General features: G+C 57.9%; 13 protein-coding genes. 9 read left to right on the forward strand and 4 right to left on the reverse strand.

All coding sequences use genetic code 11. From position 1 onward, the window contains the following. Positions 1–159 precede the first annotated feature (159 nt). The 3 genes from DOM27_RS04570 to DOM27_RS04580 are packed head-to-tail and all read left to right on the forward strand — an operon-like array spanning position 160 to position 3,110. Positions 160–1,149, forward strand: coding sequence for a Bug family tripartite tricarboxylate transporter substrate binding protein (locus DOM27_RS04570; RefSeq protein ID WP_110654829.1), 990 nt, complete (start codon positions 160–162; stop codon positions 1,147–1,149). After that, entirely contained in the window at positions 1,146–1,604 is a 459-nt protein-coding gene (locus DOM27_RS04575; protein ID WP_110654830.1) for a tripartite tricarboxylate transporter TctB family protein, read from the forward strand. Before DOM27_RS04570 ends, DOM27_RS04575 begins: the two co-directional genes overlap by 4 nt. Continuing rightward, positions 1,605–3,110 (forward strand): tripartite tricarboxylate transporter permease, encoded by a 1,506-nt coding sequence (locus DOM27_RS04580; protein ID WP_110654831.1) that lies wholly within the window; start codon positions 1,605–1,607, stop codon positions 3,108–3,110. Positions 3,111–3,202: 92 nt separating this feature from the next. Here the strand turns inward: DOM27_RS04580 and acnA are convergent, their stop codons facing one another. Together acnA and DOM27_RS04590 are read right to left on the reverse strand one after the other, a co-directional pair. Further along, the gene (gene acnA, locus DOM27_RS04585) at positions 3,203–5,857 is read right to left on the reverse strand and encodes an aconitate hydratase AcnA (RefSeq protein WP_110654832.1); all 2,655 of its coding nucleotides are present in this window, start codon (positions 5,855–5,857) and stop codon (positions 3,203–3,205) included. A 43-nt stretch (positions 5,858–5,900) separates the two neighbouring features. Next, on the reverse strand, positions 5,901–6,890 hold the full coding sequence (locus DOM27_RS04590) for a quinone oxidoreductase family protein (RefSeq protein ID WP_110654833.1): 990 nt from the start codon (positions 6,888–6,890) through the stop codon (positions 5,901–5,903). Between the two features lie 303 nt (positions 6,891–7,193). Between DOM27_RS04590 and DOM27_RS04595 the strand changes: the two genes are divergently transcribed. The 5 genes from DOM27_RS04595 (at position 7,194) to DOM27_RS04615 (ending at position 12,199) form a co-directional block, all read left to right on the forward strand. Beyond that, complete coding sequence (locus tag DOM27_RS04595) at positions 7,194–8,048, forward strand: LysR family transcriptional regulator (RefSeq protein WP_110654834.1); 855 nt, start codon at positions 7,194–7,196, stop codon at positions 8,046–8,048. A gap of 421 nt (positions 8,049–8,469) precedes the next feature. Further along, positions 8,470–9,453, forward strand: a complete 984-nt coding sequence (locus tag DOM27_RS04600) for a Bug family tripartite tricarboxylate transporter substrate binding protein (RefSeq protein WP_110654835.1) — start codon at positions 8,470–8,472, stop codon at positions 9,451–9,453. Next, a complete protein-coding gene (locus DOM27_RS04605; protein ID WP_110654836.1) occupies positions 9,450–9,896 on the forward strand; it encodes a tripartite tricarboxylate transporter TctB family protein in 447 nt (148 codons plus the stop codon). The genes DOM27_RS04600 and DOM27_RS04605 overlap by 4 nt, the downstream gene beginning before the upstream one ends. Continuing rightward, a complete protein-coding gene (locus tag DOM27_RS04610) occupies positions 9,896–11,416 on the forward strand; it encodes a tripartite tricarboxylate transporter permease (protein ID WP_110654837.1) in 1,521 nt (506 codons plus the stop codon). The genes DOM27_RS04605 and DOM27_RS04610 overlap by 1 nt, the downstream gene beginning before the upstream one ends. Before the next feature lie 51 nt (positions 11,417–11,467). Next, positions 11,468–12,199, forward strand: a complete 732-nt coding sequence (locus DOM27_RS04615; protein ID WP_110654838.1) for a transporter substrate-binding domain-containing protein — start codon at positions 11,468–11,470, stop codon at positions 12,197–12,199. A 97-nt stretch (positions 12,200–12,296) separates the two neighbouring features. Here the strand turns inward: DOM27_RS04615 and DOM27_RS04620 are convergent, their stop codons facing one another. Further along, the gene (locus tag DOM27_RS04620; protein ID WP_110654839.1) at positions 12,297–13,460 is read right to left on the reverse strand and encodes a phosphoglycerate kinase; all 1,164 of its coding nucleotides are present in this window, start codon (positions 13,458–13,460) and stop codon (positions 12,297–12,299) included. A gap of 144 nt (positions 13,461–13,604) precedes the next feature. Continuing rightward, entirely contained in the window at positions 13,605–14,660 is a 1,056-nt protein-coding gene (locus DOM27_RS04625; protein ID WP_110654948.1) for a type I glyceraldehyde-3-phosphate dehydrogenase, read from the reverse strand. A gap of 236 nt (positions 14,661–14,896) precedes the next feature. Between DOM27_RS04625 and DOM27_RS04630 the strand changes: the two genes are divergently transcribed. Further along, entirely contained in the window at positions 14,897–15,859 is a 963-nt protein-coding gene (locus DOM27_RS04630) for an aconitase X (protein ID WP_188113678.1), read from the forward strand. Positions 15,860–15,917 lie beyond the last annotated feature (58 nt).

Raw genomic sequence — 15,917 nt, forward strand, 5'->3', positions numbered from 1 at the left:
TGTCCTATGCGACTAATGTCTTATACGACAAAGGTTTAGATGACAGGTTGATGAAAGGTTAGCGCTCTAGCATCGCGCTGTCGGTAGGCAAAGCCGGCCCGAGTCCGGTGCCCGCCATGAGCTTTGCGAGCATAACAACCCAGGTAGGAGACGCACAGCATGCCAAACTCTCGAATCATTCCTCGCTGGCTGGTCGCCGTCGTGACCGGCGGCGCGCTGCTGGCCGGCGCCGTCCAGGCCCAGGCCAAGCCCCCCGAATGTATCGCACCGGCCAAGCCGGGCGGCGGTTACGATCTGACCTGTCGTCTGGCGGCCAATGGCCTGCAGGAGGCCAAGCTGATCGACGAGCCGATGATGGTCAGCTACATGCCCGGCGGGATCGGTGCCGTGGCCTATAACCATTTGACCGGCGTGCGCGACGACGATCCCAACCTGATCGTGGCAGCCAGCACCGGCGCCGCACTCAATCTGGCGCTGGGCAAGTTCGGTCAGCAGCACAAGGTCGACGACGTACGCTGGCTGGGCGCGCTGGGTGTCGACTACGGCGCCGTGGTGGTGCGCAAGGATGCGCCGTGGAACAACCTCGACGAGCTGATGAAGGCGATGAAGAAGGATCCCTCCAGCGTGGTGATCGGCGCCGGCGGCACGATCGGTAGTCAGGACTGGATGAAGGCCGCGCTGATGGCCAAGGCCGACGATGTCGATCCGCGCAAGCTGCGTTACGTCTCCTTCGAGGGCGGCGGCGAGGCGCTGGCGGCACTGCTGGGCGAGCACATCCAGGTCTTCACCGGCGATCTGGCCGAGCTCAAGCCGCAGCTCGACAGCGGCGAGATCCGCATCCTGGCGGCGCTTTCCGAAGAGCGCATGGGCGGACCTTACGCCGATATCCCGACCGCCAAGGAGCAGGGTTACGACGTCGAATGGCCGATCTGGCGCGGTTACTACATGGGCCCCAATGTCAGCGATGAAGCCTATCAGCAGTGGGCTGATCGTCTGCGCGAACTGAATGACACCGACAGCTTCAAGAAGCTGCGCGAAGGGCGCGGTCTGTTCCCGATGTCCAAGTTCGGTGACGACTTCCACCAGTACGTCAAGAAGCAGGTCGCTGACTTCGAGCAGCTCGCCAAGGAAGTGGGTCTGACTCAATGAAACTCGCCGCCGACCGTGTCCTGAGTTTGCTGTTGCTCGGTCTGGCGGCGTTCGTCGCTGTCCAGGCCTGGCAGCTGCAGGTGCCTTTCAGCTACGACCCGCTGGGGCCGAAGGCCGTCCCGCTGATGTTGGCGGGGCTGCTGGCGATTCTGGCCGTCGTGCTGTTCGTTCGCCCCGGCGCCAGTGGTGAATGGCCGACCGGTGCGCTGCTGCTGCGACTCGTGTTCACCATGGCGGTGCTGGGCTTCTACGCGGCGCTGTTCATCAATCTGGGCTTTTTAGTGACGACGGCGCTGGTCAGCATCGTCATCGCCTGGCTGTTCGGGGCCACGCCGCTGAAGGCGGTCGTCGGCGGTCTGCTGCTGGCGTTGGGCAGTTACCTGCTATTTACCTACGGACTGGGGATCTCGCTGCCGACCGGTAGCTGGATCGAGCCGCTGCTGGGGAGCGACTGAATGTTCGATTTTCTGATCCAGGGCTTCGGTGTCGCCCTGACGCCACTCAATCTGGGGCTGGCGTTCCTGGGCGCGCTGCTGGGCACGCTGTTCGGCGCGCTGCCGGGCATCGGGCCGATCAACGGTATCGCCATTTTGATGCCGCTGGCCTACACGCTGGGCCTGCCGGCCGAGTCTGCGCTCATCCTGCTGGCGGGTATCTACACCGGTTCCGAGTACGGCGGGCGGATGTCGAGCATCCTGCTCAACGTGCCCGGCGATGCCGGTGCGGTGATGACGACGCTGGACGGCCACCCGCTGGCGAAGAAAGGGCTGGCCGGTCCGGCGCTGGGCCTGTCGGCGGTCAGCTCGTTCATCGGCGCGACCGTGGCGATCGTCGGTCTGACCCTGTTCGCGCCGCTGCTGGCGGTCGTTGCGGTCAAGTTCGGGCCCGCGGAATTCTTTGCGCTGATGATCTTCGCCTTCGCCTCGATGTCCGCGATGATGGGCAAGGATCCACTCAAGACCCTGATCGGTGCCGTGCTCGGCGTGCTGATTTCGACCGTCGGCGTCGACTCCGGCACCGGCGTGCTGCGCTTCACCTTCGACATGCCCGAGCTCTATGACGGTATCGATTTCGTGGTGATGATCATCGGTCTGTTCGCCGTCAGCGAGATTCTACTGATGCTCGAGCACGCCTTTCGTCACGACCAGGACGGCGAGATGGCGCCGGTCGGCCGGGTCATGGTCAAGCTGAGCGAGGTGATGTTCTGCAAGTGGGCGATTCTTCGCTCCAGCGTGATCGGTTTCGTCATCGGCGTGCTGCCGGGCACCGGCGCTTCGGTCGCCAGTGCCGTTGCGTACACTACCGAGAAGCGTATCAGTGACCGCGACAACACGTTCGGTACCGGGGATATGCGCGGCTTGGCCGCGCCGGAAGCGGCCAACAATGCTTCCGCTGCCGGCTCCTTCGTGCCGATGCTGACGCTGGGGATACCCGGCTCCGGTACCACCGCGATTCTGCTCGGCGCGCTGATGCTCTACAACATCAACCCTGGTCCGATGATGTTCCGTGAACAGCCGGTGGTAGTGGGCGGTCTGATCGCCTCGCTCTATATCGGCAACGTCATGCTGCTGCTGTTGAACCTGCCGCTGGCCGGCGTGTTCGCCCGCGTGTTGCAGGTGCCGCGCTGGATACTGGTGCCCAGCGTGGCGATTCTCGCCTTCGTTGGCGTCTACCAGCTGCATTCCGACCTGATGGCGATCTACCTGATGCTGGTCATCGGCGTGTTCGGGTATCTGCTGCGCAAGTTCGGCTTCTCGCTGGCGCCGGTAGTGCTCGGTTTCGTGCTCGGCGGGCTGATGGAAGAGAACCTGCGCCGGGCGCTGTCGATCAGCGGCGGCGATGTCGCGATCCTGTTCCAGTCCGGCCTTTCTATCGGGCTGTGGATCGCTGCGGCGCTGGTGGTGCTGGTGCCGATGTTCGCGGGTAAGCTCAAGGCGAAGTTTCTGCCCGCGGGGAAATAGTACTAACCAGCAGTTGTATGCAACATTCCTCAAAGGCTAGAGCTAGTGTCTAGTCTTTGAGGAAAAGAATCTCGCTCGGTTTTCTCTGATATTCACAGCATGCTGCGCAGCACGTAGTGGAGGATGCCGCCGTGGCGGAAGTACTTCAGTTCGTTGGCGGTGTCGATTCGACAGAGCGCGTCGATCTTCTTCTCGCCCTTGTCGCTCTTGATGGTCACCTTGACGTTGCCACCCGGGGTAAGATCGGCGAGCCCCTCGATGGAGACGGTTTCGTCGCCGGTCAGACCCAGCGTCTCGCGGCTCTCGCCTTCCGGGAACTGCAGCGGCAGCACGCCCATGCCGATCAGGTTGGAGCGGTGGATGCGCTCGTAAGACTCGGTGATGACGGCGCGCACGCCAAGCAGACGCGTACCCTTGGCCGCCCAGTCACGTGAGGAGCCGGTGCCGTACTCCTTGCCGGCGATGACCACCAACGGCGTATCGTCTTCGGCATACTTCATCGCCGCGTCGTAGATCGACATCTGCTCGCCGCTGGGCACGTGGCGCGTGTAGCCGCCTTCGACGTTTTCCAGCATCTCGTTGCGGATACGCACGTTGGCGAAGGTGCCGCGCATCATCACTTCGTGGTTGCCGCGACGCGAGCCATAGGAGTTGAAATCCTTCACCGCCACGCCGTGCTCCTGCAGATATTTGCCTGCAGGGCTGTCCGGCTTGATCGATCCGGCCGGCGAGATGTGGTCGGTGGTGACGGAGTCGCCGAGCTTGGCCAGCACGCGGGCATTCTTGACGTCCTCGACCGGCTTCGGCTCTTTTTCCATGCCTTCGAAGAACGGCGGATGCTGGATATAGGTTGAGTCCTTGGACCAGGCGTAGACCTCGCTTTCCGGGAACTCGATCGACTGCCAGATCTCGTCGCCGTCGAAGACTTCGGCGTACTCCTTGCGATACATCTCGGTCTTGACCTTCTCGACCGCCTCGGCGATCTCGGCCTGGGACGGCCAGATATCCTTCAGGTAAACGTCATTGCCGCTCTCGTCCTTACCCAAGGGTTCTTTCGACAGATCCTTGCGGACGTTGCCGGCCAGCGCATAGGCGACGACCAGGGGCGGCGATGCCAGCCAGTTGGTTTTCACCACCGGGTGTACGCGGCCTTCGAAGTTTCGGTTGCCCGAGAGCACGGATGCGACGGTCAGGTCGCCATCGTTGACCGCTTTCTCGATCGGTTCCGGCAGCGGACCGGAGTTACCGCAGCAAGACGTGCAGCCGTAGCCTACCAGGTTGAAACCCAAGGCGTTGAGATCGTCCTGTACGCCGCCGGCGGCCAGATAATCGGTGACGACCTTGGAGCCCGGTGCCAGTGACGTCTTGACCCAGGGTTTTGTGGTCAGCCCTTTCTCCTTGGCTTTACGGGCCAGTAGCCCGGCGGCCATCATCACGCTGGGATTGGAGGTGTTGGTACACGAGGTGATGGCGGCGATGACCACGGCGCCATGGTTGAGTGAAAAACTCTTGCCGTCATGTTTGACAGGCTGACCATCATCGAAATGGTCGTCGTCGCTTAACAGCGATTCGAAGACCGTCTTGGTATCCGAAAGCGCGACGCGATCCTGCGGGCGCTTGGGGCCGGCGAGGGAGGTTTCGACTTCACCCATGTCCAGGGCCAGCGAGTCGGTGAAGGTTGGCTCCGCGCCCGGCTCGCGCCACAGTCCCTGAGCCTGGGTATAGGCCTTGACCAGTTCGATTTGGTCCTCGTCGCGACCGGTCAGGCGCAGATAGTTGAGCGTTTCGTCGTCGACCGGGAAGAAACCGCAGGTCGCACCATATTCAGGGGCCATGTTGGCAATGGTGGCACGGTCGGCCAGCGGCAGGTCCTTGAGGCCATCGCCGTAGAATTCGACGAATTTACTCACCACGCCTTTCTTGCGCAGCATCTGGGTGACCGTCAGCACCAGGTCGGTGGCGGTAATGCCTTCCTTGAGCTTGCCGGTCAGCTTGAAGCCGACCACTTCCGGGATCAGCATCGAAACCGGCTGACCCAGCATCGCCGCTTCGGCTTCGATACCGCCCACGCCCCAGCCGAGAATGCCCAGACCGTTGATCATGGTGGTATGGGAGTCGGTACCCACCAGCGTGTCGGGGAAGGCATAGGTCTTGCCGTCGACTTCCTTGGTCCACACCGTCTTGCCGAGATACTCCAGATTGACCTGGTGGCAGATGCCGGTGCCCGGCGGTACGACGTGGAAGTTATCGAAAGCGTTCTGGCCCCAGCGCAGGAACTCGTAGCGCTCCAGGTTACGTTCCATTTCCATGGCGACGTTGTCCTTGAACGCGGACGCGTCGCCGAAATGGTCGACCATCACTGAGTGGTCGATGACCAGATCCACCGGTGACAGCGGATTGATGCGATCGGCCTTGGCGCCCAGCTTCTTGACCGCGTCGCGCATGGCGGCCAGGTCGACCACGCCGGGAACTCCGGTGAAATCCTGCATCAGAACGCGGGCGGGGCGATAGCCGATCTCGCGAGTCGACCTGCCTTCCTTGAGCCAGTCGGCCAGCGCTTGGATATCTTCTTCGGCCACGGTGGGGTCGTCGGCATAGCGCAGCTGGTTTTCCAGCAACACCTTGAGGGTCATCGGCAGTTTGTCGATGTTGCCCAGCGTTTCGGCAGCCTTGAGCAGACTGTAGTAGTGGAATGTTAGAGAGCCAATAGAAAATATCGATAAAAAGCGACCGCTGCCAATTGTCATGTAAACACCAAAAGTGATGAATAAGTCGTCTTGTCAGGAAAGGTTATATTGCGACTACTGCCTTACCAATTAGAGTGCGATTCTCGATGAGTTCATGTGCTTTTACGACATTCTCTAATCGATACTTTGCTACAATCTCTATTTTTAATTTATTGTCAGCTAAAAGATTGAAAATGTCGTCTGCTCGTCTTTGTATGGTTTTTTGGCTATCCATGTAATCTGCCAGACGTGGACGAGTGAGAAACAGTGAGCCATGCTCCCCAAGCTCTAATGGGTCGAGATTTTTCACTGACCCGGATACGTTGCCGTAATTAATGATTAAACCTTTCTTTCGAGTTGAAAGAAAACTAGAACGCAATGTTTGTAAGCCGAGAGAATCAAAAACGGTGTCGACGCCTAAGCCTTCAGTGGCAGCTAAGACTTCTTGATGGAAATTTCCATGCTGATAAAGAAAAGCATCATCCGCCCCATAGCGCTTGGCAACTGCAATTTTTTCCTGGGTGCTCGCAGTAGCAAGAACCCTTGCTCCACGCGTCTTTGCTAACTGGATGAGCAGTCTACCAATGTTTCCAGATCCCGCATGGATCAAGCAAGAGCTGCCCGGTGTCAAGTTGGATACATCATTAACTAGATAGTGCGCGGTACAGCCTTGAAATAGGGAAGCCGCAGCCTGCTCGTAACTGATGGTATCTGGGATTTTAACGACTTGGCTGGCCGGAACGGTGGCATATTCTGCATAGCTACCCCAAGCGATACACCATGCAACTCGATCCCCGGGCTTGACCTGGCTGACCCCTTTCCCGACTTCCACAACTTCTCCAGCCCCCTCCATACCCAAAGTGCAAGGAAGCTCGACATCATAGGTTCGTGAGTTGACATACTTACCCTGTCGGGTATGTATGTCCATAAAATTAATGCCCGCGGCAAAAACTTTCACCAAAATTTTTTCTGGAGTGATCTTTGGGATTGTGGAACTGCTGGAAAACTGAACTACTTCCGGACCACCATACTCTGTTATGAAAACCGATTTCATTTTGAATATCTCTATGCAAAAAAATAATAATATCTGCTAGGAATTGTGGTGAAAACCAGATTTTGTTCACAGGGGCGGTGAATTAATTCACCAGTCGCTCTGGGGCTTTCTGTTTAAATGGGTATAGGTGGTGTTTTGAATTTTTTGGACATGTCTATGCAATAGGCGTGTAGGCTTGACAGTAAGGGTGTTGGTGAGGCGATCTTCATTAAGTTTTATTAGATGTTAGTTATTTGTTGCTATAATGTATTGATGGTGGTTGAGGTAAATATCGATGGCAATGCTTGAAATGAGGCTTTCACAATGGTTAATTGGACGGACTTGCAGTTTTTCTCGGCTCTTGCTCGCACCGGCTCTTTATCGGCGGCGGCACGTGAACTAAAAGTAGATCACGTTACTGTAGGGAGGCGTATCTCATCTTTGGAGAAATCACTGGATACGAGACTTGTAGATAAATTACCAAGAAGTCGACCTCTAACCGAGCGTGGAGAAGCAATAGCAGTTTTGGTCAGAGAAGTCGAACGCATGGTAAATTCTTTGCCCTTGTATTCAGATGTTGTTAATGAATCGCTTGATGCTACGGTTAGGTTGAGTGCTCCGCCGGGACTTGCCGTCCATTGGATAACACCACTTTTACCCGTGTTGAAAAAGCACTATCCCAAGCTGAAAGTCGCCCTACACTATTCGACCACTTTTGCAGCTTTGGACAAGGGGGAGTGCGATCTCGCGCTAAGAATGACCAGGCCAGAAGATAAGGACCTAGTCGTAAGAAAGATCGGTAATTTAACATATGATCTATATGCGTCTCTCGAATACGTAAAAACGCCATCAGATTCCTATGAGTTTATTGTTTACCCTCAAGCTTTGGAGCATTTGCCACAACAAGTTTGGTTGCATAGATATCGAGGTGGTCGCGGCATTGCTCTCGAATCCAGTGATGTGCTTGCACACTATATGGCTGTGAAATCCGGTTTGGGGATCGCTGCATTACCGACCTTTATCGGCGACTCCGACTCTGGTCTTGTTCGTTTGGAGGCTATGCTTTCACGCCCAGACAGACCTGTATGGTTAACCATGTATCCAGATCTGAGAAACTCTGCCTCCGTAAGAGTGCTAGTCGATTTCATAGCAGATAATGCCCGGACCATTTTAATCTAGCGGTGGTGCCGAAGTTGTGTGTTCTTTTGAATTCCTTACCAGTGTGATGCAGGTTTATACTGCATTTAGTTTTGTCTGGTTTTATCTCTAGTTGGCTTTTGTGTTGGAGTTGTGTGATGTCTTTTGAGAGAAGGTTAGTGTGAATTAATGCACGGTAGCTGTGCTCGTTTTCTTGTTTTTTCAATAGTTGATTTTGGTTATGCTAAAAGTATTTTTAAATAGTCTGTAGATGCGTATTTAGACTAATGGCTGATTTTTTCTATCACCTCCTGATGCTTATCTGTAAGAAATGGTTGGGCTGAGGGTGTTTATACGTGAATGACTTGGTTTCAATTCATTTTTTTAATTTGAAATTCGAGAAGCTAGAGGTGCGAATTTTTGGTCTTAATGGCTGGTCAACTCTCGATAGGGTGATAAGAGTATGAAGAAAATATATTTTGGGGTCGCATTGGCTATTTCGATGGCCAGTTTGGCTGCCAGTGCTTATGCAGAAGTCATACCGAAGGGTGCCGAGTGCATAGTGCCTGGTGAGCCTGGCGGTGGTTTAGATTTTACTTGCCGAAGTGTCGGGCGAGTAATGGAGGAAATTGGTCTTACGACCGGTAGTATTCGAGTGGTCAACATGCCAGGGGCGGGTGGCGGAGTCGCGTTTGCACACGCCACGGCAAAGCGAAGTGGGGATAATCGAGTCATTGTCGCTGCTTCGACAGCAACCATAACTCGATTGGCACAGAATCAATTTCCAGGCATGACGTCAGATATGGTTAATTGGATTGGCACGTTAGGTGCTGACTATGGTGTTATTGCGGTCCGTGCAGATGCCCCTTATCGGGATATTAATGACCTTCTTTCGCAAATCAGAAAGAGTCCTAAGTCCGTTAAGTTCTCTGGTGCTAGTGCTAGAGGAGGGTGGGATCATCTAAAAGTTATGATGGTTGCAAAGGCATTCGGTATTAACGATCTTAGTAGTATTCCCTATCTCACATTCAATAGTGGAGGGGCAGCATTGACTCAGGTTGTTGGTGGGCACCTAGATGCTTTTACTGGAGATGTTTCAGAGGTAATGGGTTTTCTGAAGTCTGGAGATGTGAGGGCTTTGGCGATATTGGCTCCCGAGCGTCTAGAATCACCATTAGAGTCGATACCTACTGCTAAGGAACAGGGAGTCGATGTGGTAGGACCTAATTGGCGCGGCTTTTATGCGCCCCCTGGAGTATCAGAGAAAGATGTTCATGCTTGGGTTGAGTCTTCTGGTGAATTGTATGCCAGCGATCAATGGAAGAGCGTAATGAAGGCCAATGGATTGGTGCCCTTTCATTACCAAGGTAAAGAACTTGAAGACTTCATAAAAGTTCAAATCGGAGAACTGCGAGAAATTTCTAGTGATTTGGGTCTCGCTCAATGAGCAAGTTCAATGACCGCGTCTTCGGGTTGGTCATGCTGGTCATCGCCGTTGCCTACTATTACGGCGCCACCCAGTTCCCGGTCCCCTTCGGGGGATCGGAAGCCGTGGGTCCGGAGACATTTCCCAAATTGTTGGCTGTCATTTTGGCGGTCTGCAGCCTCTACATGATCGTCAAACCGGATGCCGACAACCCCTGGCCGGTCGCCCAGACGTTCCTCGAGCTGGGTATCGCCGTCGTGGTACTGATCGCGTATGCCCTGCTGCTGGAGCCGCTGGGTTTCATCATCTCGACCATGCTGGCGGTGGGTACGCTGTGCTGGCGCATGGGCGCCAAGCCGATGAAAGCCTATTTGACCGGTTTGATTAGTGGTGCCGTGGTGTTTGTGCTGTTCACTTATGGGTTGGAACTGCCGCTTCCGCTCGGCCTGCTGGAGATCAACTGATGGAGACGTTGCATTATCTGTCGCTCGGGTTCGGCGTGGCGCTGCAGCCCGAGAATCTGATGTTCGCACTGATGGGCTGCTTTATCGGCACCCTGATCGGCGCGCTGCCGGGGCTGGGTCCGGCCAACGGTGTCGCCATTCTGATTCCGCTGGCCTTCACGTTGGGGCTCAAGCCGGAAACCGCACTGATCATGCTGACGGCGGTCTACGCCGGCGCCATGTATGGCGGACGTATTTCGTCGATTTTGCTTAACATTCCCGGCGATGAACCGGCGATGATGACTTGTCTTGACGGCTATCCGATGGCCCGCAATGGCCGGGCGGCTGAAGCCCTGGCGATTTCGGCGATTGCGTCCTTTATGGGCAGCCTGATTGCCACCGTAGGTCTGATCCTATTGGCGCCGTTACTGGCTCGCTTCGCATTGACCTTCGGGCCATCGGAGTATTTTGCGCTTTTCGTGCTGGCGTTTGCCACGCTGGGCGGCATCACCGGCAAGAACCCGATGAAGACGCTGATGGCCGCAGCGATTGGTTTGACCATCGCCACGGTGGGAATCGATCTTTCCACTGGCACTCAGCGCTATACCTTCGGCGTGCTGGAACTTTATGAAGGGGTCGACTTCATCATCGCCATCGTCGGTCTGTTTGCGGTGTCGGAACTGCTGTTCTTCATCGAAGAGAGAGCCGGTGCCGGGCGCGAGATGATCAAGGTCAATCCGCTCAAGCTGAAGTGGCGGGAGATCGCCTCGATCATGCCGACCACGATTCGGAGCGGCGTACTGGGGTTTATCGCTGGCGTTCTACCTGGCGCTGGCGCGTCACTGGGCAGTTTCATTACCTATACCCTGGAAAAGAAGATCGTCGGCAAGAAAGGCTACTTCGGGGAAGGGGATCCACGCGGTGTGGCGGCGCCTGAAGCGGGTAACAACGGTGCCTCCAGCGGTGCACTGGTACCCATGTTGACGTTGGGTGTGCCAGGTAGCGGTACTACGGCCGTGCTGCTGGCGATGCTGGTGTCGCTTAACATTACCCCGGGTCCGTTGATGTTCACCCAGAATGCCGAGTTGGTATGGGGTGTCATCGCTGCACTGCTGGTGGGTAACTTCATGCTGCTGTTGCTCAACATTCCGCTGGTCGGCGTGTTCGTGAAGATCCTGTCGGTGCCGCCGATGTATTTGCTGCCGATCGTGACTATGGTGGCGTTCGTGGGTATCTACTCGATCAGCCACTCCACGTTCGATCTCTACTTCATGATCGCCTTCGGCGTCGGTGGCTATATTCTGCGCAAGCTGGAGATTCCGCTGGTGCCGGTCATTCTCGGTCTGCTGCTCGGGCCGGAGATGGAGAAGAACCTGCGTCACGCGATGCAGATTTCCGACGGCGACTGGTCGATCCTGTGGAGTAGTGGTCTGTCGATCGGGCTGTGGCTGGTCGCGATCATCGGTCTGCTGCTGCCGGTTGTGGTCGGCCCGATCCTGCGTCGCCGCATGCAGGCGGCCAGAGCCAGAACTCAAGATTGATGAGCGCGATCAGCTATTATTCTTATCCGCTTTCCCTCTGAGGAACGTTGCATGAGCGATGAAAAATCTGCGGTAATCGAAGCGCTGGCCCCAAAGGGGCGACTACGCGTCGCGATCAACTACGGTAATACTGTGCTCGCGCAGCGCGGAGAGGACGGCGAACCTGCCGGTGTCTCCGCCGTGCTGGCTCGCGCATTGGCGGCGGAGCTTGGGGTCGAAGCTGAATTCGCCACTTTCGACGGTGCGGGAGACGTGTTCACCGCCATCGACGACGACGCTTGGCGAATCGGCTTTCTCGCCCGCGACCCGGTGCGTGCCGAGAAGATCCACTTCACCGCCCCCTACGTGATCATTGAAGGTACTTACCTGGTCCCGGAAGAGTCACCGCTACGAGAGATCGACGAGCTGGACCGGGATGGTGTTCGTATCGCGGTGGGCAAGGGCGCGGCCTACGATCTCTATCTGACGCGAGCATTGACGAATGCGACCCTGGTACGCGCCGCCACCTCGGCGGCGGCGATCGAGCTGTTCGTCGAGCAACGGCTCGCCGCTGCCGCCGGCGTACGCCAACCGTTGGCGAGCTATGCCGCTGAACGCCTGGGGTATCGGGTACTGGATGGGCGCTTCACCTCCATCGAGCAGTGCATGGCCGTGACCAAGGCGCAGGCTTCGGACACCGTCACTCGTTATATCGAGAATTTCCTCGATCGCATGAAGCAGAGTGGTCTGGTGAAACGTGCGCTCGCGGAAAGCGGCCAGGACGAGACCCAGGCGGCACCGTGAGCAAGAAAGCCGTGTGAAATGGCAAGCCGTTGCCCAAACAAGACGACACCCACCCTTGGGTCGGTGTCGTCGTTTATCACCGGATCAGCAAACGGTGTTATTTCGCGGCTTCTTCCAGCGCGGTAACTGCGGGAAGAGTCTTGCCTTCGACGTATTCGAGGAAAGCGCCGCCACCGGTAGAGATATAGGAGACCTTGTCGGCGATGCCGTACTTGTCGATCGCGGCAAGGGTATCGCCGCCGCCGGCGATGGAGAACGCCTGACTGTTGGCAATCGCCTTCGACAGCACTTCGGTGCCCTTGCCGAACTGGTCGATCTCGAACACGCCGACCGGGCCGTTCCACAGGATCGTGCCGGCATTTTCCAGCAGGCTGGCGAGATGCTGGGCAGTGTCCGGGCCGATATCCAGAATCATCTCGTCATCGCCGACCTGGTCGACCGGCTTGACGGTCGCCGTGGCGGATTCAGAGAACTCGGTGGCGACGACGACGTCGGTGGGTAGCGGAATCTTGACCTTGGCCATCAGCTCCTTGGCCTTGTCGACCAGATCCGCCTCATAGAGCGATTTGCCCACGCCATAACCGGCCGCGGCGATGAAGGTGTTGGCAATGCCGCCACCGACGATCAACTGATCGCATTTCTCCGACAGCGAATAGAGCACGTCGAGCTTGGTCGACACCTTGGAGCCACCGACGATGGCAGTCATCGGGCGTTTGGGTGCGCTGAGCGCCTTTTCCAAGGCGTCGAGTTCGTTGGCCAGCAGCGGCCCGGCGCAGGACTGTGGCGCGAACCGGATCACGCCATGGGTGGACGCCTGGGCGCGGTGGGCGGTACCGAAGGCGTCCATCACGTAGATATCGCAGAGCGCCGCATAGGCCTTGGCCAGCGCTTCGTCGTCCTTCTTCTCACCCTTGTTGTAGCGCACGTTCTCGAGCAGCACGACCTCACCGTCGGCGATCTCGACCTTGCCTTCGAGATAGTCTTTTTCCAGCCGGACCGGTTTGCCCAGCAGGTCGGCGAGATGCTCGGCCACCGGCGCTAGCGAGAATTCATCCGCCGGTTCACCTTCAGTGGGCCGCCCCAGATGGCTCATCAGCATGACGCTGGCGCCGGCGTCGAGCGCGGTCTGAATGGTCGGCAGGCAGGCGCGGATACGAGCGTCGCTGGTGACCTTGCCGCCCTTGACGGGCACGTTGAGATCCTCGCGGATCAAGACACGTTTTCCGGAGAGATCCAGTTCAGACATCTTGAGTACGGTCATGAAATCCTTTCCTTAGAGGGTGTTTAATAAAGGGCTGCACTCGCCGATACGGCGTTGGACCCCTCTTCAACATGCTCATTTACTGCTCGTAAACTCCGCTGTTTCATCCGGTTTCGCCTTGTCTCGTCTTCGTTCGCCTGTTTCTTAGATACCCTCTCCTGAGGAGGTGGCGGGTTCGGAGACGGAAGATGACAGTTCGAGCCAGTGGTGAGCAACGTCGAGCATCCGGTTGGCGAAGCCCCATTCGTTGTCGAACCAGCACAGCAGCTTGAGCAGGCGGCCGCCGGCCACGCGGGTCTGAGTGGCATCCACGATACCCGAGCGCGGATCGTGGTTGAAGTCGACAGAGGCCATCGGTTCCTCGGTGTACCCGAGCAGCCCCAGATAGCGTTCGCGGCTCGCGGCGGCCAGGCAGGCGTTGACCGCGGCGGCATCGGTATCGCGCTCCAGCGAAATCGATAGATCCATGGCCGAAACGTTGATGGTCGGCACGCGGACGTGGAGACATTCGAAGCGGCCGGCCAGATGCGGCATCAGCCGGCCGATACCGCGGGCCAGGCCCGAATCCACCGGGATGATCGAGTGCATGGCCGAGCGGGTCAGACGTAGATCGCTGTTGTGGTAGGCGTCGATCACCGGCTGATCGTTCATGGCCGAGTGGATGGTCGTGGTGACGCCATGGGAGACGCCGAAACTGGCTTCGAGCACGTTGAGAATCGGCACCAGGCAATTGGTGGTACAGGAGGCTGACGAGACGATGCGCATGTCGCTGGTGATCGCGTTCTGATTGACGCCGTAGACGATCGTGGCGTCGACGTCGGCTTCCGCCGGCTGGGAAAACAGCAGCCGTGGCACGCCAGCCTGAAGGTGGCGCTCGGCAGTGGCGCGATCCTTGAAGCTGCCGGAACATTCCAGCAACAGGTCGATGCCGAGCTCGTCCCACGGTAGCGCTTCCGGGTCGGCAGCGTTGAGCACGCGAATGGTGCGGTCGTTGACGATCAGGCAACCATCGCGCGCTTCGACACGGCCGGGGAAGCGTCCGTGAGTCGTATCGTAGCGAGTCAGATAGGCGATCGTCTCGAGATCGGAGAGTTCGTTGATGGCAACGATCTCGAGCGGCAGATCGGGGCGTTCGATCAGTGCGCGCAGTACGCTCTGGCCGATGCGGCCGTAGCCGTTGATGGCGACGCGATAGGTCATGGGCGAATCTGGTAACCCAACGTTGAGGACAGTGTCGAGGTCGACCATCTTAGCGCATTCGTTCCCGACGAGCCGAGAAGGGGGTAGATGTCAGTCTAAAGCACTGGACGAAACGCTGAATGCCTCATAGCTTGAAACGATCTATCTCATGCTTGGAGTTCCTTTTCGATGGCAGATGCCAACAACCCTGGTACTCCACTCACGATGTCGTCGGCTCACGTTCGGATGACATCGTCATGATGCGGCGTCTCGAGTCGCTGTCGTTCTATCTTTCCGCTATCGAATGTCCGGTCGAGGGCGAGGGCAGCGGCGTCGTCATGGCGAGTTCGGAGCCGCTGAATCTTTGGGGTGGAGTGGATGCGCGGGAGGGCGAGGTGACCGATCGCCGTCACCCGCTGTTTGGCGAATGTGTCGCCGGGCGGGCGCTGGTCATTCCCCACGGAGGAGGGGCGTGGGGCGGTAGCGAGTTGCTTCTGGAAGCGATTCACGCCGGAAAGGCGCCGGCGTTGATCGTGCTCAATCGGGTCGATGACATCATCGCCCTGGGAGCCATCGTCGCCGATGAGGTGCTGTCGCTGGCGGTGCCGATCATAGTGCTGGATCACGCGCGCTTTGCTCTTGCGCAGGCGGCGCATCTCATCACCTTCCATCGTGGCAGGCAACTGGTGGTCAGCGGCCCGCGTCTGGCGGGGCTGGCCAGTGTGACGGCCGGTGGGGCGCTCGGTCACGAGCCAGTGCCAACGACGGCGGCGAATGACGGTTTCGCGCTGTCGCCGGCGGACCAGCGCTGTCTTTCCGGTGAAGCGGGTCCGGCAGCCCAGGTCGCCATGCGTATCGTGGTGCGACTCGCGCGATTGCAGGGCGCGCTCGAACTGCTCGACGTGACTCACGTACACGTCGACGGCTGTTTCTACACGGGGCCGGCTGGCTTGGCCTTTGCCGAGCGTCTGGTCGACTGGGGCGGAAAGGCAGGCGTTCCGACGACTGTCCTTACGACCTTCGACAAGACCTTCGACACGAACTTTGACTCGACGATCGCGCCAACGGAGACGGCGGAACGGCTCATCGAACTGTGCCGGAGACTCGGCGCATCGCCAGTGTCCAAGGCAGAGCCGGCGCTGGAGCACGCGCCATTGCCATGGCTGCTCGCTCTCTGTGTCGCGCTGACGGGGCGGGCGCCGGCGTTATCCGCCGGCTGATCGAACTCACGTATTCCGCGCTCCTGTTTTTGCGCTCTATTTTACGATCAAGTCTTCG

Origin of the sequence: Salinicola halimionae (assembly GCF_003206065.1) — a bacterium.
Lineage (GTDB): Bacteria > Pseudomonadota > Gammaproteobacteria > Pseudomonadales > Halomonadaceae > Salinicola > Salinicola halimionae.